This is a genomic window from Agromyces sp. 3263, from assembly GCF_031456545.1.
Lineage (GTDB): Bacteria > Actinomycetota > Actinomycetes > Actinomycetales > Microbacteriaceae > Agromyces.
This window is the reverse complement of the sequence record NZ_JAVDUV010000001.1, coordinates 1670696-1690747: the sequence shown is the minus strand read 5'-3', so window position 1 is coordinate 1690747 and position 20052 is coordinate 1670696. Positions and strand designations below refer to the sequence as shown.

The following is a 20052-nucleotide window of genomic DNA, read 5'->3' as shown; positions in this document are numbered from 1 at the left end:
CGCCTGTGGAGGCCGAGCGGATGCCCCGGGGCCACGCCGTAGAATCGCCTGCATGGTGGACGAGTCGATCCCTGCGCGCCCGCGCGCCGACTCTCCCACCCGACGCACTCGCCCGCTCTCCCGGCCGGCCCGATTCGCCCTCGGCGGCGCCGCGTTCGTGGCCGTCGCCACCATGGTCGGCGCGCCGATCGCCGCCAACGCCGGCGTCGACCCGGCGGCCGCCTTGCAGGCCGTGCTGCCCGTTCCGGCCGCCGAGGCCGCCTCCCCGCACTCGGATGCCGCTCGCGGCATACGACCAGCCGGCCCGTCGCGGGCCGTCGCCGACGACAGTGGACTGCGCGTGAGCGTGTCGCCCACCATCTCGAGCACCGTCTCGCTCGGCGGACCCGTCGCGATCTCCGTCGAGATCGAGAACGCCACGGGCGAGGCCCTCGCTCCCGGGGTCGTGCGCCTCGTGCGCGCCGACGCCGACATCGACGACGCCGGCGAGCTCGACGAGTGGCTCGCGGCCGAGCAGGGCGGCGACCAGGCCGCCGAGTCGGATGCCGCCGGCATGGTGCCGATCGCCGACGGCGAGGCGCGGGGGCTGCCGGCAGGGGCAGCCACCGTCGTGTCGTTCACGGTCGCCGCCGACGCCTTCGCCGAGCTCGCGGACTCGCCGGTGATCGGACTGGGCGCCGAGCTCCTCGTGGGCGATACGGTCGTCGCCTCGGGCACGTCGGCATACGCCAACGCCGACGTGCCGGCATCGGGCTCGGTCGCGGTGGCCCTCGCCGCACCCGTCACGACGCCCACCACCGGCGGCGCCGCGGGCCTGATCGACGTCGACCAGCTCACGAATTGGACGAGCCCCACCGGGCTCCTCACCCGACAGCTCGACGCACTCGCCGGCCGACGCGTGGCCATCGGCATCGACCCGCGCATCATCGCGTCGATCCGGGTGCTCGGAACGACCGCGCCGCCCAGCGCGACCGCGTGGCTGCAGCGCCTCGCCGAGCTGCCCAACGAGATCTTCCCGCTGGCCTACTCCGATGCCGACGTCGCGGTGCAGGCGCAGGTCGGACTCCCCGCGTTGCTCGGCCCGACCTCGTTCGCCGATGCGATGGATCCGGCGAACTTCCCGGCGGGGGGGAGCTCGATCGGCGTCGGCGCCGAAGCCGAGCAGGACGCGACCGGCACGCCCACGGCCTCGGCGACGGATGCGCCCACGCCCCAGCCGACCCCGGGCACCCTGCCCACGAACGAACAGCTCCTGTCGTGGCCGTACACGCGCACCGACCTCGCGTGGCCGGGCGACGACACGGTGGCCACCGGCGACCTCGGCTTCTTCGCGGCATCCGGGCTCACCACCTCGATCCTGGCCCCCGGCAACGTCGAGCCCGTGGGCGGCGTCGCCCCGTCCTCGGCGACCATCGACGGCTCGACCGCTCTCGTCGCCGACGGCGCGCTCACGGAGCCGTTGCGAGCGGCGGCCACCGCCTCGACCGACACCGAGTGGCGCGAGGCGAGCGGCCAGGTGCTCGCCTCGCTCGCGCTCGACGCGGGCACGGCGCGCACGACCGTGTTCGCGACGTTCGACCGTGGCTCGGTCTCGCAGGTCGCCCGCGTCTCCGCGCTCATCGACGAGATCGGCAACTCGCCGTGGTCCACCCTGGCCGGGCTCTCCGAGGCGATCGGGGCACCCCCAGAGGCGCGCACCCTGATCGATGAGCCCGAGTCGGATGAGCGCCGGGCGCAGGTCTCGCGGCTGACCGAGGTCGAGGCACAGGTCACCGAGTTCTCCACGGTCCTCACGGATCCGGCGCTGCTGACCGGCCCGGTGCGACGCGAGCTGCTCTCACTGCTCGACGTGGCGTGGCTCGATGACCTCGAGGCGTGGAACGGCGTCGCCACCGAATGGCTCGTCGCCCAGCGAGGCGTGCTCGCGTCCATCTCCGTCGTGCCGAGCAGCACCATCAACGTCGTCTCGACCGAGACCGGCGTGCCCACGACCATCGAGAACACGCTGCCGTATCCCGTCACCGTCGTGGTCGACGTCAGCCCGTCCAACGGGCGCCTCATCGTCGAGGAGCAGGTCGAGCAGACCGTGGAGCCGCAGTCCCGCTCCACGGTACGCGTGCCCGTCGCCGCCGGCGTCGGCAACGGCGAGGTCACGCTGACGGTGTCGCTCGCCTCGACGTCCGGTGTCCCGATCGGCACGCCGGTCGACATTCCCGTCAACGTGCAGGCCGACTGGGAGGGGCTCGGCGCAGCGATCCTCGCGGCGATCGCGGTCGTCGTGTTCGGCCTCGGCGTCTGGCGCAACATCCGGCGGCGACGCCGTGACCGGTCCGCGGCTGCCGAAGCTGCCGGTCTGGAGGCCGCCCGTCCTGAGAGCGAGGCTCCCGAGACCGCCCGTCCTGAGAGCGAGGCTCCCGAGACCGCCGAACCCGAGACCGAGGCGATCACCGATGCCGACCCCAGCCAGTCCGCCCGAGTCGCACCCGACGCCGGCGACGACCCGACCGGCAGCTCCCGTGGCTGACGACGACCGTATCGGCCGAGCCAGCGCGTTCCTGGCATCGGGCACCATCGTCTCGCGCGTGCTGGGGTTCGTGAAGGCGATCATCGTCGCCGCCACCATCGGCGTGGTCGGGTCCGCAGGGGCTGACGCGTTCGCGGTCGCCAATGGGCTTCCCAACACCGTCTACGTCATCGTCGCGGGCGGCGTGCTGAGCGCCGTGCTCGTGCCCCAGATCGTGCGTGCCGGCTCGCACGCCGACGGCGGCGGCGCCTACATCAACAAGCTGCTCACGGTCGCGCTCGTGATCCTCGCGGGCGCCACGATCATCGCCACCGCGCTCGCACCCCTCCTGGCCCTGCTGTACGGGGCGACCCTGCCGCCCGCCACCCTCGACCTCGCCATCGCGTTCGCGTGGTGGTGCCTTCCCCAGATCTTCTTCTACGGCCTCTACACGCTCCTCGGCGAGGTACTCAACGCCCGCCGGAGTTTCGGGCCGTTCACCTGGGTTCCGGTGCTCAACAACATCGTGGCGATCGCGGGACTCCTCGTGTTCGCGACGCTCTTCGGGGTCGATCCCGACGGCACGAGGTCGGCCGACGCCTGGACGCCCGGCATGGTCGCCGTGCTGGCGGGCTCGGCGACCGCCGGCATCGCGGCGCAGGCGCTCATCCTCTTCTGGTTCTGGCGCCGCATCGGCCTGCGCTACCGCCCCGACTTCGCGTGGCGCGGTGTTGGCCTCGGCACCGCCGGCCGCATGGCGGGTTGGACGTTCGGCATGCTGCTGCTCACGACGCTCGCGGGCATCGTGCAGTCGCTCGTGCTGGGCACGGCCTCCGGAAGCGACAACGCGTCGGTCGCCGCGGTCGACTACGCGTGGCTCATCTTCATGCTCCCGCACTCCGTGATCACCGTGTCGATCGCCACCGCGTACTTCACTCGCATGAGCGAGCACGCCGCGCGCGACGACCACGACAAGGTGCGCGACGACGTGTCCAGCGCGATCCGGGGCATCACGCTCATCATCAACCTCGCCGCCGCGGTGCTGCTCGTCATCGCCTATCCGTTCGCCGCCGTGTTCGAGACCGGCAGCTTCCCGGACACCGCGGCCCTCGGCAACGTCGTCATCGCGTTCACCCTCGGCTTGGTGCCGTTCTCGATGCTGTTCGTCGTGCAACGCACGTTCTACGCACTCGGCGACACCCGAACGCCGTTCCGCTTCACGCTCTTCCAGGTCATCGTGTTCACGGCAGGTGCGTTCTCATGTCTCCTGCTCCCCAAGGATCTGCTGGCTGCCGGCATCGCCCTGGTCACGACGATCGCGTGCATGGCTCAGCTCACCGTTGCCGCATGGCTGCTGCGGCGTCGCCTCGACACGCTCGACGGGCGGCGCATCCTCGGCGGCTTCGCTCGCTCGCTCGCAGCGCTCGTGCTGCCTCTCCTCGCGGGTGTCGGGCTCCTGATCCTGCTCGGCGGCACCGTGGAAGGCGGGTTCGCCGTCTCCGGCATCTTCGGCGCCGTCGTCTCGATGGCCGTCATCGGCACGGTCATGGCCGTGCTCTACTTCGGCGGCCTGTGGTTGCTGCGGTCGCCCGAGCTTCGTGGGTTCGCCACGCCGCTGGTCGCGCGTCTCCGCCGAGGCTGAGCCCGCGGCATCCGACCCTCGCCGTCGCACCGCGGGCGAAGGAATACGCGCCGCCTAGACTGTGTTCACCATGACGGTGGCTCTCGGCTCGCCCGATCCACCGGAGCACATGCGACGACAGGAGTGGAAGTGCGCGACATCATCATCATCGGCTCTGGGCCGGCCGGATTCACGGCCGCGATCTACGCCGCGCGCGCCGAGTTGAAGCCCCTCCTCATCGCCAGCTCGGTCGAGATCGGCGGCGAGCTGATGAACACGACCGAGGTCGAGAACTATCCCGGGTTCCCCGACGGCATCATGGGCCCCGACCTGATGGCGAAGTTCCAGGCGCAGGCCGAGCGGTTCGGCACCGAGGTCGTCTACGACGACGTGGTCGAGCTCGAGCTCGACGGGCCGGTCAAGCGCGTCAAGCTCGGCAACGGCGAGACCCACGAGGCCACGACGCTCATCTACGCGACCGGTTCGGCCTATCGCAAGCTCGGCCTTCCCGAGGAGGAGATCCTCTCGGGCCACGGCCTCTCGTGGTGCGCCACCTGTGATGGATTCTTCTTCCGTCAGAAGACCATCGCGGTGATCGGCGGCGGCGACTCCGCGATGGAGGAGGCGACCTTCCTCACGCGGTTCGCCGACAAGGTCTACGTCATCCACCGTCGCGACTCCCTCAAGGCGTCGAAGATCATGCAGCAGCGCGCGTTCGACAACGAGAAGATCGAGTTCGTGTGGAACGCCGAGATCGCGGCGATCCACGGCACCACGGCGGTCACCGGCGTGACGCTTCGCGACACCGTCACCGGCGACCAGCGCGCACTCGACCTCGACGGCCTGTTCGTCGCCATCGGCAACGACCCGCGCACGCACCTCGTGCACGGCAAGCTCGATCTCACGCCCGAGGGCACCATCTGGGTCGACGGTCGCACGTCGAAGACCTCGGTGCCGGGTGTCTTCGCGGCCGGCGACGTGATCGACCCGCACTACCGGCAGGCGATCACCGCCGCCGGTTCGGGCACGGTCGCCGCGCTCGACGCGGAGCACTACCTCGCCGCCCTGGGCAACGAGCAGGCCGCCGAGGCGCTGCTCGAGAACGAATTCGTCGCGGTCGACTGACCCGACGCGACATCCGCTTCACCAAAAGGAGAACGCAATGACTGCACGCGCAGTGACCGAGGCCACCTTCGAGCAGGAGGTCCTCAACAGTGAGAAGGCCGTCCTGGTCGACTTCTGGGCCGAGTGGTGCGGCCCGTGTCGCATGGTGAGCCCGATCCTCGACCAGATCGCGACCGAGCACGCCGACAAGCTCGACATCGTGAAGCTGAACGTCGACGAGAACCCGCAGCTCGCGATGAAGTACCAGATCACCGCGATTCCCGCGTTCAAGGTCTTCGAGAAGGGCGAGGTCGTCAAGACCGTCATCGGCGCCAAGCCGAAGCCCGCACTCGAGGCCGACCTCGCCGCCTACATCTCGTAGTCGGCCGCCTCGCATACGCAGAGACCCGCCCGGCACACGCCGGGCGGGTCTCTCGCGTTTCCAGGGCTCGATCCGTCGATCCTCGATCGCGATCGGGGCTCCGGATGCCGCCGGCCGCACGTGTCGTCATCTCGAACGGGCCACCCGAACCCAGCAACTAGCATGAATATCCTGAGCAGAAACGGAAGTGACGTGACCTCTGACGGCGTCCCCCAGCGGACCGGCAACAACCTCGACCCTTGGTACGCGAACTACGCCGAGCGAGCTGCCGGCCTGGCCGCCTCCGAGGTCCGAGCCCTGTTCGCCGTCGCCTCACGCCCCGAGGTGGTCTCGCTCGCCGGCGGCATGCCCTTCGTCTCCGCCCTCCCGCAGGAGCTCATCGTCTCGTCGATGGAGCGCGTCATGCGCACCCAGGGTCCGACGGCGCTGCAGTACGGCTCAGGCCAGGGCATCCCCGAGCTCCGCGAACACATCCTCGATGTCATGTCACTCGAGGGCATCCGCGGGTCGGTGGACAACGTCGTGACGGCGACCGGATCCCAGCAGGCCCTCGACCTCGTCGCGAAGCTCTTCATCGACCCGGGCGACGTCATTCTCGCCGAGTCGCCGAGCTACGTCGGCGCCCTCGGCGTGTTCCGGTCGTACCAGGCGAGCGTGGTGCACGTCGCGATGGACGAGGACGGCCTCATTCCCGAGGCGCTCCGCCAGACGATCGCCCACCTGCGCGGGCAGGGTCGGCGCATCAAATTCCTCTACACCATTCCGAACTTCCACAACCCGGCCGGCGTCACGCTCGCGGCGTCACGGCGGCCCGAGATCCTCGAGATCTGCCGCCAGAACGAGATCCTCGTGCTCGAGGACAACCCCTACGGGCTGCTGCACTTCGATGAGCCGGCACCGAACGCACTCCGCTCGCTCGATGAGGACGGCGTCATCTACCTGGGCTCGTTCTCGAAGACGCTCGCCCCCGGTTTCCGCGTCGGCTGGGCCCTCGCGCCGCACGCCATCCGCGAGAAGCTCATCCTCGCCGCCGAATCGGCGATCCTCTCCCCGAGCTCGTTCAGCCAGCTCGTCGTGTCGGAGTACCTGTCGAGCACTGACTGGCGCGCGCAGATCGACACGTTCCGAGGTGTGTATCGGGAGCGCAAGGACGCGATGATCGAGGCGCTGGGGGAGTACCTCCCGCAACTCAGCTGGACGAATCCGAACGGCGGCTTCTACGTGTGGGTCACCATGCCGGATGTGCTCGATTCGAAGCAAATGCTGCCTCGGGCGGTGCGAGAGCTGGTCGCCTACACGCCCGGCACCGCGTTCTTCGCCGATGGTCGCGGGCGACACGCCATGCGGCTCTCGTTCTGCTATCCGACGCCCGAAGCCATCCGCGTCGGCATCCGTCGGCTCGCCACGGTCGTCAACGGCGAACTCGACCTCCTCGACACCTTCGCCGGCACGGGCACGCTGCAACTGCCGCCCAGCTCCGGCTACGAATCCGCCCCGCCGTCCGACCTCAAGTAGTGGAGAAACCCCAGATCATGAGCGATTCCAACGGTCTCTACGTGATCGTCCTGGCGGGCGGCATCTCTCACGAGCGCGATGTCTCACTGCGGTCGGGGCGGCGAGTGGCCGACGCGCTGGTGTCAGCCGGGCACCGAGTCGTGCTGCGCGACCCCGATGCGGCATTGCTGCCGTTCCTCGCGACCGAGCAACCCGACGTGGTGTTCCCCGCCCTGCACGGATCAAGCGGTGAGGACGGCTCACTGCTCGAACTGCTGGCCGGCCTCGGTGTCGCCACCGTCGGCTCGACGGGTGCTGCAGCAAGGAGGGCATGGTCCAAGCCCTTGGCGAGCTCAATCGTCGCCCAGGCGGGACTCGCGGTTCCCCAGTCGATCGTGCTGTCACATGAGGCCTTCCGGGAACTCGGTGCGGCCAGCGTGCTCCGGGTCGTGCGCTCGGCCCTCGAGGGCGACCTCGTCGTGAAACCGGGCTCCGGCGGTTCAGCGCAGGGCGTCACCATCGTCGACGACACCGACGCGCTGCCTCGCGCGATGGTGGAGGCCTTCACCTACGACGACGTCGCCGTGGTCGAACGTCGCATCGTCGGCACCGAGATCGCCGTCGCGGTGATCGATGCGGGCGACGGCCCGCAGGCGCTCGTCCCGGTCGAGATCGAGCCGTCGGCGGGGATCTACGGCTTCCAAGCGAGGTACAACGCCGGCGAGACGACGTTCTATGCGCCGTCCCGCCTGAGCGACGAGGTGGCTGCTGCAGTCTCGGATGCCGCGGTGCTCGCGCACCGCACCCTCGGACTCCGCGACCTCTCCCGGGTCGATTTCATCGTCGACGCCGACGGCACGCCGTGGTTCCTCGAGGCGAACGTCATTCCCGGACTCACCGAGACGTCACTGCTGCCACTGGCCATCGAGGCCTCGGGCACGAGTGCGAGCACCGTGTACAGCGGGCTCGTGCGAGCGGCATCCGCCCGCACCCGGTCGGCGCAGTCGCACGAAACCGGGTGAAACAGCCCGGTTCAGGTCACCAGGAACGATCCTGCGGTGGGCGACGCCTTAGACGCCCTCGAGTTCCTCACCGAGGTCGCTGAGAATACGGCGGAGATCCTGCACGGTGGCGAAATCAATGCTGATCTGGCCTTTCCGAGCGCCGAGGGCGATGCGGACGCGGGTATTGAGTCGATCTCCCAGTCGTCCGGCGAGGTCGTCCAGGAAATCCTGGCGCTTCCCTGCAGCGGGCTTCACCCGGGACGGTTTCGCCTCGCTGGTGGCGACGGCCTCCGCAGCACGGACCGAGAGTTCCTCGTTCACGATCTTGTCGGCGAATCGCTGCATCGCCTCCGGGTCGTCGCTGGACGCGAGGATCGCGCGAGCGTGCCCGGCACTGAGAACCCCGGCTGCGACGCGCAGTTGCACCGGTTCGGGGAGCTTCAGCAGGCGAAGCGTGTTCGAGATCTGCGGACGTGAGCGACCAATGCGCGACGCCAGCTCCTCCTGGGTGATTCCGAAGTCGGCCAGCAACTGCTGGTACGCCGACGCCTCCTCCAGCGGATTGAGCTGAGAGCGGTGGAGGTTCTCGAGCAGCGCGTCGCGCAGCATGTCCTCGTTCGCCGTATCCTTCACGACCGCGGGAATGGTGTCGAGGCCGGCCGCCTTCGTGGCACGGAGTCGTCGCTCGCCCATGACCAGCTCGTACTTGCCGGGCTGGTCGGGATGGGGACGCACGACGATCGGCTGCAGCACGCCGAACTCACGCACGCTGTGTACGAGCTCCGCGAGGTCCTCCGGGTCGAAGACGCTGCGCGGCTGGTGCGCATTCGGCACGATGTCGTCGGGATTCAGGCGTGCAAGTCGTGCCCCCGGGACAGCGAGGAGTCCCTCGCTCGCCGCCGCTTGCTCGACCACCGCAACCGCGGTGGGGGACTGGGAGTCGGAGTCGGGGAAGAAGACGTCGACCGGTCGGTTCGGGCGAGGCGTGTCTTCGCCCGTGGGAATCAGTGCGCCGATGCCACGGCCGAGTCCGGTTCGCTTGGTTGCCATCAGTGGTCGTCCTTCTGGTTCACTGCGCCGCGAAGCGCGATCTCTGCCGCTGCTTCGCGGTACGACAAGGATCCGCTCGAGCTGAAGTCGTAGCTGATCACGCTCTGGCCGTAGCTCGGTGCCTCCGACACTCGGACGGACCGCGGAATGATCGTCTCCAGCGTCTGGGCGGGGAAGTGGTCGCGTACTTCTTGCGCGACCTGCTGCGCCAGGTTCGTGCGGGAGTCGTACATCGTGAGCAGGATCGTCGAAAGTCGCAATTCGGGATTGAGGTGCTTCTCGATCAACTCGATGTTGCTCAGCAGTTGGGAGAGTCCCTCGAGAGCGTAGTACTCGCACTGGATGGGAATCAGCACCTCTCGGGCCGCGACGAAGGCATTGATGGTGAGAAGGCCCAGCGACGGAGGGCAGTCGATGAAGACGTAGTCGTACGGACGCTCCATGTCGACGAGGTGTCGATCGAGTGCCCTGCGAAGACGCTGCTCCCTCGCCACGAGAGACACGAGCTCGATCTCGGCGCCGGCGAGGTGGATGGTCGCGGGTACGCAGTCGAGTGATTCGTGTTCGGTCGACGGGCGCACGACGTCGGCAAGCGGGAGGTCCGCGACGAGCACGTCGTACACGCTCTGCTGCTCGGAGCGATGGTCGACGCCGAGCGCGGTCGACGCGTTCCCCTGAGGATCGAGGTCGATGACGAGCACATGGGCGCCGGAGCGGGCGAGTGCGGCGGCGAGGTTCACCGCGCTCGTCGTCTTTCCGACGCCACCCTTCTGGTTCGAAATGGTCAGGACCCTGGTACTCGCTGGCAGTGGAAGCACCGCTTCGTCCAGGGCGATGCGGCGCCGAGTCTCTTCGGCAAGTTGATCGGCCAGGGGAGTTCCTCCGTGTCGGACGTCCGTTTCACGTGAAACGGGAATGGGTGGCAGAGTCGGAACGGGTGTTTCACGTGAAACGGTCGGCGACGCGTTCGTGGACGCGGTGCTATCGGCGGGGACCCCGACCCGGAGATCAAGCGTAGCGGCCACCCGTCCACCATCCGCGTCGACATCTCTCTGGACGCGCTCGACCGAATCCGGTTCCCTTGGATCGACCGCGGGGGACAACCCCGTAGCTGAGGCGGTCGCGACCCGGGCGGTCGTGCCCCGGGCGGACGGCGCATCGGCGCTGTCGTGGTCACTGGGTCCGATCGCCGCAACGCCTCGATCGGTGAGCGGCGCTGCGCCGGAAACCTCGTCGGAGCGCTGTTCCACAGGGGGCCTCGTGACCGTGGTCGTCGGCGATCCATCGCGGACGAGCGTGGACTCGGCCGAGTTCAGGGAGGTCGAAGGGGACGGAAACGGTGTCGACGGGGCCGGGGCAGGAGGAGCCGCGGTCGACGCGGTCGTGCTGGAAGCACCGGAAGCAGCGGCTGCGGAAGCTGTCCGGGTGGGCTGCAGCGATGAAACGGTGTCGGCGGCGGCGTCGCCGACGATCTCGCGGATCAGGTCTTCGAGCAAGCGGTCGGCGGACGCAGTGCTGCCAGCATGCGGCGTCGCCGCCGCCGTGGCCTCGGGGTCATCAGCCAGCGCTGCCGCGGTCGCGACATCCCAGTCGATACTCGGCGCCGCCCGAGCGGTGCGATCCACCTCGACGGGGTCCGCGGGTCGCCCGGCATCCCCGCGCGCCGTCCGGGGCGACGACTCCGTCATCGGTGCGGGGCCTGCCGGCTCCACTCGCGTGACGGACTCATCTGGCACATCAGGCACACGTTGGCCCCTGTTTTCGTCAATCGTCCGCGCGGATTCGACGGCGGACGCCGCGGTCAGCGGGTCGGTGAGTGGGGATGCGGCCTGCCCGGTTTCCGGCTGAGCGGGCGTCGTCGGTGACTCGAGCATGCCCGGGAGTGTCGTCGAATCATCGGAGTTGCCGGGCGTGAATGGAGTGGTGGAGACGGCTGGCGACGCCGGCGTCGGTGAGAGCGGCGGCGTCGCGCGCGCCTCAGGACTCCATCGCGCCTGGTCGTCACGATCATTGCCGAACGGCACCGCGATCGGCTCAGCGGCCGCGGAACTGGAGGCAGCGGACGCGTGAGTGGTGCCGTTCTGCGAGTCGACCTCGGGCTGGTGACGCTTTCGGTGGAACCATCCGCGTCCTCCCCCTTGGGCCATGCTGACTGCTCCAAACGTCATGCGGTGCGCGGTGCTCACGGATCCCGGTCGCCGTCGACGACCTGCATTTCCAGCCTAACCGCCACCACCCTTCTTCCTGTCTTCGCGGCGCGCCATTCACTCCACTGAAACGGACTCCGGCGCGGGGAAGACAGCCTGAAGCGGATTCGGCTCACCCCAACCCAGCATGCGTGAAGAGGGCCGGAGGGGGGCTCGGTTCATCTGGGACTTCCACGCCCTGCGTATCGGCTGAGGCACGCCACCGTACGGGACCTGTGATGGACCGGACGGCGAATCTTGAGCCCCAGCACCGTCACGGATCGGAGAGTGAGTGTGCGGCCCATCCCCACTGCACCCGACCATTGATGGAAAGGACGGCGCGGAGGGGGGCCTCAATCGTGATGTTTCACGTGAAACAGGGATAACGCGCCTGGCATGATCAAGCCGGTTCCGGGCGCTCAGCAGGGCTTGACGCGAGGTGGGACGGGACCAGCCCCGAAAAGTAGCCTCATCGCGATGGCCGGAAGCCCGCGAGTGATGACCCCCGGGCCACCCACCGAGCCTGAATCGAGCCTCCCTGGCCAGCCACATCACGGATGTTTCACGTGAAACGGCGGCCATCCGCCCGTCACTCGGCGGGAGGGATTGTGCGCTCGCGCAGGGCCGGTGTAGACGAGAAGAGTCGTCTGATGCACTTCGGGCCTTGGAAGCGATCGGTGGTCCGCGGCGGCGCAGTTCGGACCGGACGCGAGGCCAGCGCGAGGCCGGCGCGAGGCCGGCGCGGGCGAGTGTCCCGGCGCGGGGCGGGCGCGGGCGAGTGGCCGGTGGCGTGCGGGTTCAGGGGAGGAGCCAGACCCGGCCAGTTCGCTCGCTGCATCGGATCGCCCGTGGGCTCACGGATCGCGCGGGAGGACGGAGGTTCCCCGGACTCGGTCGCGCACACCTGGTAGGCATCCTCGCGCCCGCGTGAAAGTGGAGGCAGGGCGTGAACCGGAACCGCGAGGGGGAGCGACGTTTCACGTGAAACGGCACCCAGTACCGGACGTGCACGACGGCATCACGACGGCGCCCGTTGTGCACGAGGACGGGAACGCACTGATCCCGCCCGTTGACATTCGGGCGCCCGCTGGTACGAATGGTGGCCTTCACTCCGGGGTGGGCACAGTGGACGGGTTGGCACGTCATCCGGCAGAGCGGGGCCGACGGATCAGGAAGCCGACCTGCACCTCGGCAGAGCTCAGACAACCGACCATGGGACCGGAACCCGTCCGCTGTGGCACAGCCAGTAGGCTTCGGACGCCGACGTCTCGCGTCCAGGTGCCACGACCCAGACTCACACCAGCGGCATCCCACCGGCCATCCCTACGCGACGCCTCGGGCCCGCAGCCTCCCGCGCTCCGGCTGCATACCGACGGGCAACTGCGACCTGTGGTCCGGAGGGGATCTCTCCGCGGTTCAGGCAGACCGCGGGATCTGCAACGCGAGCTCGGGGCGGGCGTAGTGGATGGCGTTCACACCGGGATCGCGGAGTGGATTCCAGCCGGTTCGGTGGACGACCAGTCGAGAGATGAGTCCCGCTGAGCTTGCCGCGTTGACCGGCATCGTCCGGACTATCCGCCTCGGTCGGAGAACGCACCCGCCTGATCACAGCCGGCGACCGGGGCACCCCTGTCATGCAAGCTGGTTCTGGCGAGGGGATACCCAGACGGCCTCGCGCTAGTCCACGAGCTGAGCACAGGCGGCAGCGCAGCCGCGTGCCGGCCTGCGATCCCCGCCTTGCACCCAGTCGAAGAGCACGCCGGAAGCGGCGTAGTGCTGGCCGAGGTGACGCCCAATGGGCCGGAGACCACGAGGTTGGCATGTGACCGTTTCACGTGAAACCCGTGTGGGGAAGCGGAGCGCCACCTGAGATCCGTGGTTCCTGGCAGAGCAAGCGGCAATCGGTGCGAGGAGCATCACGAGTGGCAGCCGCTGACGGATCTCCGAGCGGGAGTGGATGCCGTCCATTCACGCGAGTCGGGTGACCCGCCGGCCCCCAGTCGCGCGCGGGTGCGACATCGCGACAGATCGGGGTCTGCGGACGCCATGGTTCACGAACCCGTTGTGGGAGGCATGCCCAACGGCACCGAGCGCGCGAGGTGCGCCCTGACTAGCGGACAGTCGCCCGGAACACGCGGGTGACTTCCGACACCACGCCTTCGCCGAGTACCAGCACCTCAGCGCTCCGAACACCGAACTTGCGGATGACCTTCTCGGCCGCCGCGATCTCACCGTCGACTCCTGCGCCCTTCATGAGCACGAGCTCACCGCCCGGCTTGAGCAGGGGAGCGGTGACGGGGATCAGAGTGCGGAGCGCGCTCACGGCCCTCGCGGTCACCTGGTCGAGGCTCCCGTTGAGCTTCGACTCTTCGGCGCGCGCGCGAACCACCTCGACGTTCGCGAGCTCGAGTTCGTCGGCCTGCCGCCGCAACCATGCCACACGTCGTTCCATCGGCTCGATGAGCGTGAATGCGACATCCGGTCGCATGATCGCCAGTACGAGGCCTGGGAGCCCAGCTCCTGAACCGACATCACCGACGCGGCCGGGGCGGAGGAGCGGAGCGACCAGCGCACTGTTGAGGATGTGGCGGGTCCAGAGGCGCGGCAGCTCCAGCGGCCCGATGAGTCCCAGCTCTTCACCGTGACGTGCGAGCGACTCGGTGAAGCGGCGGCCCATGTCGAGGTGCTCGCCGAAGATCGCGGCCGCGGCCGCCGGCTCGGGCTCGAGTCCGTCGGTCATCGTTTCACGTGAAACGTCAGGCACCGCGGGTGATGATGGTGTGACGCTCGGCGCCTTCACCGCGGGACTCGGAGTGGAATCCCTGCTCGCTCACCAGGTCGTGCACGAGCTTGCGCTCGTACGACGACATCGGAGGCAGGGCCGCCTCGGCCGCGCCGGCCTCGATGCGCTCGATCGCACGACTGACGAGGCCGCCGAGCTCACTCCGGCGGATGTCGCGCGAGCCGCCGATGTCGAGGATGAGACGGGAGAACGCACCGGTCTTGGTCTGCACGGCGAGCCGGGTGAGCTCCTGGAGGGCGCTCACCGTGTCGGGCTTCGAGAGCAGATTGAGGTTGGCGCCCTCGCCGGCATTCACCGAGACGTACGCCCGGCCGTTGCGTGCGTCGATGTCGATGTCGCCATCGAGGTCGCAGATGTCGAGGAGTTCCTCGATGTAGTCGGCGGCGATGTCGCCTTCTTCTTCGAGCTGGGCGATCGAGCGGTCGTCCGTCTCGTGCTGCACGTTGGTCATGGTCTACTTTCCACCCTGCTTCTTCGCACGCGTCTTGCCGACTGGCTGCTGACGCTGCGTGGTCTTCTTCTCTTCGACGACGATCGTCTCGGGCTTGTCCTCGACGACGAGCTTGCCCTTCTTCGCCAAGCGCGCCTCACGGGCCCGGGCCGCCTCGCTGCCCGGCGTCGGCATGTTGCGGATGACGAGGAACTGCTGCCCCATGGTCCAGAAGTTGGAGATCAGCCAGTAGAACATCACGCCGAGGGGGAAGGCGACACCCGAGAACGCGAAGACGAGGGGGAGCAGGTACAGGAGGATGCGCTGCTGACGGAACATCGGGCTCGCCTTGGTCTCAGGCGACATGTTCTTCGAGACGATCTGCAGCTGCGTGATGAACTGCGACGCCGTCATGAGCACGATCATCGTGAGCGCGATGACCATGACGTTGATGCTGAACGGCTCGCTGGCCGTCATGAGGTTCCACTGCTCGATGAACGTGGCCTTCAGCGGTGCGCCGAGGAACTCGGCGTTCGCGAACGAGTTGGCGAGCTCCTGCGTAAAGAGGCCGACACCGGCCTTGTCGTGCTGCGCGTCCTGGAGCACCGAGAACAGTGCGAAGAACACCGGCATCTGCAGCAGGAGCGGTAGGCAGGAGGAGAGCGGGTTGGTGCCGGTCTTCTTGTACAGCTCCATCGTCTCGCGCGACATCGCCTCGCGGGAGAACTGGTCCTTCTTGCCCTTGTACTTGTCCTGGATCTTCTTGAGCTGCGGCGCGACCTCGAGCATGCGGCGCTGGCTCTTGATCTGGCGGACGAAGATCGGGATCAGCGCGGCACGCACCACGATGACCAGGCCGACGATCGACAGCACCCAGGTGACGCCCGCGTTGGGGTCGAGCCCGAAGAACGTCCACATCGAGTGGAACGCGACGAGGATCAACTCGATGACCCACTTGATGGGCCAGAGGATCAAGCCGATGAGATCAGGCATGTGCGGGGTCAGTCCTTTCGGGACAGTGCGGGGGTCGAGGTCATGTTCGCCGGCTCGGCGGTGAGCGGGCGGAGCGTGGAGTGGCGGGCGATGCCGTCGTCAGCCCGATGAGCGAGTTCGTGGGCGCGGCGCGCGGCCGCGGCATCCGCTTCCGCCTTCGGGAACATGCCCTTCGGCACCACCCATCCGAACGAGGTGGTGCGGTACCGGTCGTGACCCGCCGGCCGGACGTCGTCGATGCCGCCGGCCGTCCAGGGATTGCAGCGGATGATGCGCCATGCCGTCAGCGCGGTGCCCACGACCAGTCCGCGCTGCTGCACCGAGCCGAGCCCGTAGGCCGAGCAGGACGGGTAGTAGCGGCAGACGTCGCCGTAGAGGGGTGAGATCGCGGCGCGATATCCACGGAGCAGCAGCACGCCCAGGTTGCGGGGGAGGAGCACGACGAAGAGGGCGAGGTCGCGCATGTCAGCCCACCCGGGAGTCGATGAGGGGGGCATGATCGGAGGCCGACGGTCGAGCACGACGGGCCAACGCGTCGAGCACCTCGATGCGAAGGGTGCCGAACTCGGCATCCGCGGCACCGGGCAGTGCGCGGACCACGACGTCGACACCGCGAACGCCGCCGACCAGGGCGTCATGACAGACGGCCTTGAGTCGACGGCGCACGAGATTGCGGCGAACCGCGTTGCCGACCTTCTTCGAGACGATGAAGCCGAAGCGTGCGTCGGCACCCGACTCCCGTGAGCGCACATAGCTCACGGTGTGGGCACCGGCGACCTTCGCACCGCGGCGCACGATGACTCGATAGTCGTCGGCGCTCGTGATGCGATTGGCTTTGGCGAGCACCGCAGCGGCTACGCGGAGAGTTCGGTGCGACCCTTGGCGCGGCGTGCCGACAGGATGGCACGGCCTGCGCGGGTGCGCATGCGAAGGCGGAAGCCGTGCTTCTTGGCGCGACGACGGTTGTTCGGCTGGAACGTACGCTTGCTCATTCTTCTTCTCCGACTGTCGGATCTCCGCGCCGTGCTGATGATGCGATGGTGCGGCGGGAAAACTGGGTGCCCAAAGGGCTGGGGTCAACCTATTAAAACTACGGCCTCGAAGGGCCGTGGTCAAACCGGGCACGACTCGATCACGCCGGAGTGCAAACGACACAGTATCCCGCGTTCCTCGGGAAAGCCTGTGGAACGACACGCCAGGGCGGTCGAATCCCTGCACGGGCATTTGTCCCCGGGGGCGACATTCGCTACCGTTTGAGACCAGTTATCCCCAGCCTCGCACGCGGAATCCCGGGCGTCGTCGCAATTCTGCCCACAGGCGGTGGATAACGCTGTGAACACTTCGCCTCGCGCCGCTTGCATCGTCGATCGGGGGATCGATCAGCGGCACACACAACGGCACCGAACGAATGCGGGGAACGATGACAGAGCAGCCCATCTCGGACACATGGGCCACCGTCCTCGACCGCCTCTCCCATGACGATGCGATCACCCCGATGCTGCAGGGCTTCCTGAACCTCGTCGAGCCGAAGGGCATCGCGGCCGGCACCTTCTACCTCGAGGTTCCGAACGACTTCACGGCGAGCATGCTCAACCAGCGCATGCGGGTGTCGCTCCTCACGGCGATGAGCGCGATCGACTCGCCGTCCTCGGTCACGTCGTTCTACGTGGTCGTGAACCCCGAGCTCGAAGAGGCGCGCGCTCCCGAGCCGCAGTCGCCGGCCCTCGACGACTACCCGAACCCGGTGGAGCTGCACGCCTCTCCGCAGTCGGTGTTCGAGAACACGAGCCCCGATCGGCCACGTGATTCGCGCCTGAACCCCAAGTACTCGTTCGACAGCTTCGTGATCGGGCAGTCGAACCGGTTCGCGCACGCCGCGGCCGTCGCCGTGGCCGAGGCGCCGGCGAAGGCCTACAACCCGCTCTTCATCTACGGCGACTCGGGCCTGGGCAAGACCCACCTCCTGCACGCCATCGGCCACTACGCGATGAGCCTGTATCCCGGCATCCGCGTTCGGTACGTCAGTTCCGAGGAGTTCACGAACGACTTCATCAACTCGATCGCGAACAACCGCGGTTCGCTGTTCCAGCAGCGGTACCGCAACATCGACATCCTGTTGATCGACGACATCCAGTTCCTGCAGGGCAAGGCCGAGACGCAGGAGGCGTTCTTCCACACCTTCAACACCCTGCACGACCACAACAAGCAGGTCGTGATCACGAGCGACGTGCCGCCGAAGCACCTCACCGGCTTCGAGGACCGCATGCGCAGCCGCTTCGAGTGGGGCCTCATCACCGACGTGCAGGCGCCCGACCTCGAGACGCGCATCGCGATCCTGCGCAAGAAGGCGCAGTCCGAGCGGCTCCAGGTGCCCGACGAGATCCTCGAGTACATGGCGTCGAAGGTCTCGAGCAACATCCGCGAGCTCGAGGGCACGCTCATCCGGGTCACCGCGTTCGCGAGCCTGAACCGCACGCCGGTCGACATGCCCCTCGTGCAGACCGTGCTGAAGGACCTGATCACGGATGACACGGACAACGTCGTGGCTCCGGTCGACATCATCACCGCGACGGCCGACTACTTCAAGCTCACCGTCGACGACCTCTACGGCTCGAGTCGCTCGCAGGCCGTCGCCACCGCCCGCCAGATCGCGATGTACCTGTGCCGTGAGCTGACGAGCCTCTCACTCCCCAAGATCGGGCAGCTCTTCGGCAACCGCGATCACACGACCGTGATGTACGCGAACAAGAAGATCTCCGAGCTCATGAAGGAGCGGCGGTCGATCTACAACCAGGTCACCGAGCTCACGGCGCGCATCAAGCAGGTCAGCCGCTACCGCTGATCTCGACTTCGATTCCGGATGCCGCGAGCCGCCGCCGCGGCATCCGCTCGGCTCGATCGGGGGGCTCAGACGCCGCCTCAGCGCCCTGTGGCGACCGTTCGGCGACGATTCCCACAGCTGTGGAGAAGTTGTGGATTGTTAACGAGCAACCCCGCCACGCCTGTTGAGACGGACGGTGAGCCTGTGCACAACCACCGGATCGTCGGATGGCCGGCCAACGGCATCGGCCCCCAAACCCACACGCTGTGCACAGATCGAATGGGTCGACTCGGGCGTCGTTCCGCGGATCACTGAACACCATCCACAGTTTCCACAGCGGTTAACACCGTTAAGAGAGAACTGGTTAATCGGGGGATCCCGACAACATCGAGATCGGGGGAGCGCTCGGCGCTCTGCGCGGCGGAATGTCCCCGCGCCGCGCGAAGCAGGCCCGCTAGCATGGGAGCCACCCAGCGACATCCACGACGGGAGAACCGTGAAGTTCCAGGTCAATCGCGACGTCTTCAGTGAGGCCGTCTCCTTCGCCGTCAAACTCCTGCCCCAGCGCACCACGCTCCCGATCCTCTCCGGCGTCCTCATCCGGGCGAACGCCGACGGCCTGGTCCTCTCCTCCTTCGATTACGAGGTCTCGTCGCAGACCGAGATCCAGGCCGATGTGGAGGAGCCCGGCACCGTGCTCGTCTCCGGTCGGCTGCTCGCCGAGATCGCGGGTCGCCTTCCCAACGCGCCGGTGCGCGTGGCGACCGAGGAGTCGCGCATCCAGGTGAGCTGCGGCTCCGCGAGCTTCACCCTCCTCTCGATGCCCGTCGAGGAATACCCGTCGATTCCCGAGATCGGCGCCGAGTCCGGCGTCGTACCCGCCGAGGAGTTCGCCTCGGCCGTCGCGCAGGTCGCGGTCGCCGCATCCCGCGACGACGTCACCCCGGTCATCACCGGCGTGCAGCTCGAGGTCCGTGAGAACAACCTCAGCCTCGTCGCCACCGACCGCTACCGCGTCGCCGTCCGCGAGATCGACTGGGACGGCGGCAGCGTCGGCGGCAGCGAGGACGCCGTGACCGCGCTCGTTCCCGCCCGCACCCTCCAGGAGGTCGGCAAGACCTTCGGACACTCCGGCACGATCTCGGTCGCGATCACGAGCCGCGACGATCGCGAGCTCATCGCGTTCAGCGCCGAGAAGAAGACCGTCACGTCACTGCTGATCAAGGGCAACTTCCCGCCGGTGCGCCGGCTGTTCCCCGAGACGGTCGACAACTACGCGGTGATGAACACCGCCGACCTCATCGAGGCGACTCGCCGTGTCGCGCTCGTCCTCGAGCGCGAAGCCGCCCTTCGGTACAGCTTCTCGGCCGACGGCCTCACCCTCGAGGCGATCGGGAGCGAGCAGGCCCAGGCGTCCGAGACGATCGACGCGATCCTCACGGGCGACGACACCGTGGTGTCGCTGAAGCCGCAGTTCCTCCTCGACGGCCTCGGCGCCGTGCACTCGGAGTTCGTGCGCATCTCGTTCACCAAGACCGAGAACCCGAACAAGCCGGGCCCAGTGCTGATCACGAGCCAGACCTCGCGCGAGCAGGCCGGCGCCGACACCTACCGCTACCTGCTGCAGCCCAACCTGCTGCTGCGCTGAGTCCGGTCGGGGT

Annotated in this window: 16 protein-coding genes; 8 read left to right on the top strand and 8 right to left on the bottom strand. The window is 68.1% G+C overall.

All coding sequences use genetic code 11. The annotated features are described in order from the left end of the window. Positions 1 to 52 precede the first annotated feature (52 nt). The 6 genes from J2X63_RS07690 to J2X63_RS07665 all read left to right on the top strand — a co-directional run bounded on the left by J2X63_RS07690 (position 53) and on the right by J2X63_RS07665 (position 8126). Positions 53 to 2524: a DUF6049 family protein gene (locus J2X63_RS07690; protein WP_309975753.1), complete on the top strand. Its 2472-nt coding sequence runs from the start codon at positions 53 to 55 to the stop codon at positions 2522 to 2524. Next, positions 2517 to 4145 (top strand): murein biosynthesis integral membrane protein MurJ, encoded by a 1629-nt coding sequence (gene murJ / locus J2X63_RS07685; RefSeq protein ID WP_309975750.1) that lies wholly within the window; start codon positions 2517 to 2519, stop codon positions 4143 to 4145. The genes J2X63_RS07690 and murJ overlap by 8 nt, the downstream gene beginning before the upstream one ends. A 129-nt stretch (positions 4146 to 4274) precedes the next feature. Continuing rightward, the gene (trxB, locus tag J2X63_RS07680; RefSeq protein ID WP_309975748.1) at positions 4275 to 5249 is read left to right on the top strand and encodes a thioredoxin-disulfide reductase; all 975 of its coding nucleotides are present in this window, start codon (positions 4275 to 4277) and stop codon (positions 5247 to 5249) included. Positions 5250 to 5286: 37 nt separating this feature from the next. Then, the gene (gene trxA, locus J2X63_RS07675; RefSeq protein ID WP_309975746.1) at positions 5287 to 5610 is read left to right on the top strand and encodes a thioredoxin; all 324 of its coding nucleotides are present in this window, start codon (positions 5287 to 5289) and stop codon (positions 5608 to 5610) included. 192 nt (positions 5611 to 5802) lie between these two features. Further along, positions 5803 to 7125, top strand: coding sequence for a PLP-dependent aminotransferase family protein (locus tag J2X63_RS07670; protein WP_309975744.1), 1323 nt, complete (start codon positions 5803 to 5805; stop codon positions 7123 to 7125). A gap of 17 nt (positions 7126 to 7142) precedes the next feature. Then, the gene (locus tag J2X63_RS07665) at positions 7143 to 8126 is read left to right on the top strand and encodes a D-alanine--D-alanine ligase (protein WP_309975742.1); all 984 of its coding nucleotides are present in this window, start codon (positions 7143 to 7145) and stop codon (positions 8124 to 8126) included. A gap of 48 nt (positions 8127 to 8174) precedes the next feature. On the opposite strand, the gene J2X63_RS07660 is transcribed toward J2X63_RS07665, so the two are convergent. The 8 genes from J2X63_RS07660 to rpmH form a co-directional block, all read right to left on the bottom strand. Beyond that, complete coding sequence (locus tag J2X63_RS07660; protein WP_309975740.1) at positions 8175 to 9158, bottom strand: ParB/RepB/Spo0J family partition protein; 984 nt, start codon at positions 9156 to 9158, stop codon at positions 8175 to 8177. After that, positions 9158 to 10084 carry a ParA family protein gene (locus J2X63_RS07655; protein WP_309977855.1) on the bottom strand — a complete coding sequence of 309 codons (927 nt, stop codon included), beginning with the start codon at positions 10082 to 10084 and terminating at the stop codon, positions 9158 to 9160. The genes J2X63_RS07660 and J2X63_RS07655 overlap by 1 nt, the downstream gene beginning before the upstream one ends. Before the next feature lie 3370 nt (positions 10085 to 13454). Beyond that, positions 13455 to 14084, bottom strand: coding sequence for a 16S rRNA (guanine(527)-N(7))-methyltransferase RsmG (gene rsmG, locus J2X63_RS07650; protein WP_309975738.1), 630 nt, complete (start codon positions 14082 to 14084; stop codon positions 13455 to 13457). A 16-nt stretch (positions 14085 to 14100) separates the two neighbouring features. Continuing rightward, complete coding sequence (locus tag J2X63_RS07645; protein WP_309975736.1) at positions 14101 to 14598, bottom strand: R3H domain-containing nucleic acid-binding protein; 498 nt, start codon at positions 14596 to 14598, stop codon at positions 14101 to 14103. A 3-nt stretch (positions 14599 to 14601) separates the two neighbouring features. Next, positions 14602 to 15570, bottom strand: coding sequence for a membrane protein insertase YidC (yidC, locus tag J2X63_RS07640; protein WP_309975734.1), 969 nt, complete (start codon positions 15568 to 15570; stop codon positions 14602 to 14604). Positions 15571 to 15578: 8 nt separating this feature from the next. After that, positions 15579 to 16034, bottom strand: coding sequence for a membrane protein insertion efficiency factor YidD (yidD, locus tag J2X63_RS07635; protein ID WP_309975732.1), 456 nt, complete (start codon positions 16032 to 16034; stop codon positions 15579 to 15581). A 1-nt stretch (position 16035) separates the two neighbouring features. After that, positions 16036 to 16416, bottom strand: a complete 381-nt coding sequence (gene rnpA, locus J2X63_RS07630) for a ribonuclease P protein component (protein WP_309975729.1) — start codon at positions 16414 to 16416, stop codon at positions 16036 to 16038. Between the two features lie 8 nt (positions 16417 to 16424). Then, on the bottom strand, positions 16425 to 16562 hold the full coding sequence (gene rpmH / locus J2X63_RS07625) for a 50S ribosomal protein L34 (RefSeq protein WP_022889115.1): 138 nt from the start codon (positions 16560 to 16562) through the stop codon (positions 16425 to 16427). A gap of 416 nt (positions 16563 to 16978) precedes the next feature. Between rpmH and dnaA the strand changes: the two genes are divergently transcribed. Further along, a complete protein-coding gene (gene dnaA / locus J2X63_RS07620) occupies positions 16979 to 18412 on the top strand; it encodes a chromosomal replication initiator protein DnaA (protein WP_396133120.1) in 1434 nt (477 codons plus the stop codon). A 475-nt stretch (positions 18413 to 18887) separates the two neighbouring features. Continuing rightward, on the top strand, positions 18888 to 20039 hold the full coding sequence (dnaN, locus tag J2X63_RS07615) for a DNA polymerase III subunit beta (RefSeq protein ID WP_309975714.1): 1152 nt from the start codon (positions 18888 to 18890) through the stop codon (positions 20037 to 20039). Positions 20040 to 20052 lie beyond the last annotated feature (13 nt).